Raw genomic sequence first — 2,619 nt, 5'->3', positions numbered from 1 at the left:
CGTCGGCGAGCAGGGACCGGTCGGGGCCGCCGGCGAGGTGCAGTTCCACGTCCGGCAGCTGGGCGAGCGCCCGGATCATCGCGTCGAAGCCCTTGCGGGGGACCAGGCGGCCGGCGGCGAGCATGCGGGGGCGGCCGGGCGCCTTGTGGTGGCCGGGGCGGGGCGCGAACAGGGCGGTGTCCACCCCGCACGGCACGATGCCGGAACGTTCCGGCGGAATCCCCATGTCGGCCAGCTCGAACACCTCGTCGGAGCAGGTCGCCAGGACGCGGCTGCACTCCTGCCCGATGCGGCGCTCCTCGTCGACGCGCTGCGCCGGGCTGGTGTCCTCGTCGCCCTGGTGGCGCCGCTTCACGGTGCCCAGCGCGTGGTAGGTCATCACGACCGGGATGCCCAGCGCCCGGGCCCCCGCGAGGGCGGCGATCCCGGACATCCAGAAGTGGGCGTGCACCACGTCGGGAGGGTCCTCCGCCCAGTGCCGGGCGAGGTGGCTGCCGAAGGCCGGCATGTACGGGTACAGCGTGTCCTTCGGCACCTGCTCGGCCGGGCCCACCGGGACGTGCTTCACGTCGACGCCGGCGTCGAAGGGGACCCGCTCGGGCTGGTCGGCCGTGTCCCGCCGGGTGTGCACGGTGACGGTGTGGCCGCGCCTGGCAAGAGCGCTCGACAGCTGGGCGACGTAGACGTTCTGTCCCCCGGCGTCGGGTCCACCGAGCGTGGCGAGCGGACTCGCGTGCTCCGAAACCATGGCGATCTTCATCGGGTCACTTCCTTCATCAGCTGGTCCCACTCGTCCAGGAACCGGGGCATGCCGTACCGGGCCAGAGCCGCGGTCCGGCCGTCCTGGCCGACCTCGCGGGCGAGTGCCGGGTCGGCCAGGAAGTCGTGGACGGCGTCCGTCAGCACGTCGAGCCGGTTGGAGACGACGCCGGCGCCGGGCGGCACCGCCTCCCGGACCTCGGTGGTGTCCAGCGCGACCACCGGCATGGCCAGGTGCATGGCCTCCAGCAGGGACAGCCCCAGGGACGTCCAGCGCACCGGGTGCACGTAGACGCGTCGTCTGGCCATCTCGGCGTGCAGGGCGTGCTGGGTGAGCTCGTGGCTGCGGCAGCGTTCCTCCGGCAGCCCCAGGTGCCCCGCCAGGCCGTCGGTACGCATGCCGAACACGTCCAGTGGCGCGGCGCGGGCGAAGAGCGGCAGCAGGTCGGTGCCCGTGGTGCGGCCACGCCTGATCGGCTCGTTGACGACCACCGCGGCCCGCTCCAGCTCACCGGTCCACCGCGGGCCCGGGTCGGGGACGCCGTGCTCGATGACGGCCGTGGGTGTGGCGCCCGCGTCCCAGAAGAGCCGGTTGAAGTGCGTGACGTGGACCAGCGTGCACCCGGGCAGCCCGGCCGCCGGGTGGCGGGTGTGGGGGACCCGGCCGTCCGGGGCGTTGTGCTCCAGGTAGACGGCCGGCACGTCCCGTCCGGGACGGCGCCCCAGCCAGCGCTCGGCGAGCTGCACCTCGTGCGGGCGCTGGAGCACGACCAGGTCGACGTGCTCGTCGCGAAGCTGCTCGGGTGTCACCTCGACGGCTGCCTCCGGCCAGTCCCAGGTGGCGGCCCGGCCGAGCCCGTCGAGCCCGCGCTCGGCTGTGACCGGCAGCAGGTAGGTGTGCGGACCCTGGACGAACGCCGTCGTCCAGGAACCGTGCACGTGCCAGATCAGGATTCTCATGCGTGCGCCTCCCTGCCGAGCTTCTCCACCGCGCGGACCACGTCCCCCGGCGTCACCTCGTCCAGGCACGGGTGGCCCCGCACCGGGCACCGCCGGGCCCTGCTGCCGGCGCACGGCGCCCCCTGGTCGCCGAGCAGCACGTGCGGGACACCGAAGGGCCCCCACCGCTCGGCGGGGACCACGGGGGCGAACAGCGACACCACCGGGGTGCCCACGGCCGCCGCCAGATGGGCCGGGCCGGTGTTGCCCACCACCACCGTCGAGGCGTTCGCCAGCACCCCGGCCAGCTCCCGCGGATCGGTGCGGCCGCCGAGGTCGAGTGCCTTCGAGCCCGCCACCTCGGCGGTCAGGTCCCGCTCTCCGGGGCCTCCGGTCACCGCCACCCGGTGGCCCTCGGCCACCAGCGCGGCGGTCATCGCCGCCATCCGCCCGGTGCTGGGACGCCGGGCCGGCACGCTCGCGCCGGGATGCACCACCACGTACCCCGCGGGTCCGGTCAGGTGCGCGGTCGCCGGCGGCCGGTGCACCCGCATCCGGCCGTCGTCCCCGTCCGGCAGCGGGAAACCGGCCGCCTCGGCCAGTTCCAGGGCCGCCTCCACCTCGTGGCTGCCCGGGTCGCGCCGGTGCCGCAGATCCAGCAGCGAGCCGGGGTACTGCACACTGTCCGCGCAGATCCGCCCGACACCGGCCATCCGCAGCAGCAGCGCCGTCGGCAGCGGGCTCTGGTGCGCCGACGCCAGGACCAGGGCCGTGTCGCAGCCCTCGGCGGCGATCAGGTCCACGCACCGGTCCACGTCCTCCCGGACCACCGGACCGGGCTCGGCGCTCACCCACGGCGCGTCCCACACCAGCACCTCGTCCACGCCGGGCAGGAGCCGCGCCGCGTCCACGCCGCGCGGG

The 2,619-nt window shown here is 75.3% G+C and carries 3 protein-coding genes; all 3 read right to left on the bottom strand.

All coding sequences use genetic code 11. The annotated features are described in order from the left end of the window. A partial coding sequence (locus ACYVE9_RS22275) for a glycosyltransferase (protein ID WP_461029671.1) occupies positions 1-760 on the bottom strand: 760 nt, incomplete at its 3' end. Further along, a complete protein-coding gene (locus ACYVE9_RS22270; RefSeq protein ID WP_461029670.1) occupies positions 757-1,719 on the bottom strand; it encodes a glycosyltransferase in 963 nt (320 codons plus the stop codon). The genes ACYVE9_RS22270 and ACYVE9_RS22275, both read right to left, overlap by 4 nt. Next, positions 1,716-2,619: glycosyltransferase family 9 protein (locus tag ACYVE9_RS22265; protein ID WP_461029669.1), on the bottom strand; the 904-nt coding region annotated here is incomplete at its 5' end. The genes ACYVE9_RS22270 and ACYVE9_RS22265, both read right to left, overlap by 4 nt.

The sequence above is a fragment of the Streptomyces sparsus genome (assembly GCF_054776295.1).
Note: the sequence above shows the minus strand (reverse complement) of the source record. Positions and strands in the feature narration are given on the sequence as shown.

Bases quoted from the DNA above. Each gene is read 5' to 3' on its own strand.
- ACYVE9_RS22270 (WP_461029670.1), bottom strand. From the start codon at position 1,719: ATGAGAATCCTGATCTGGCACGTGCACGGTTCCTGGACGACGGCGTTC.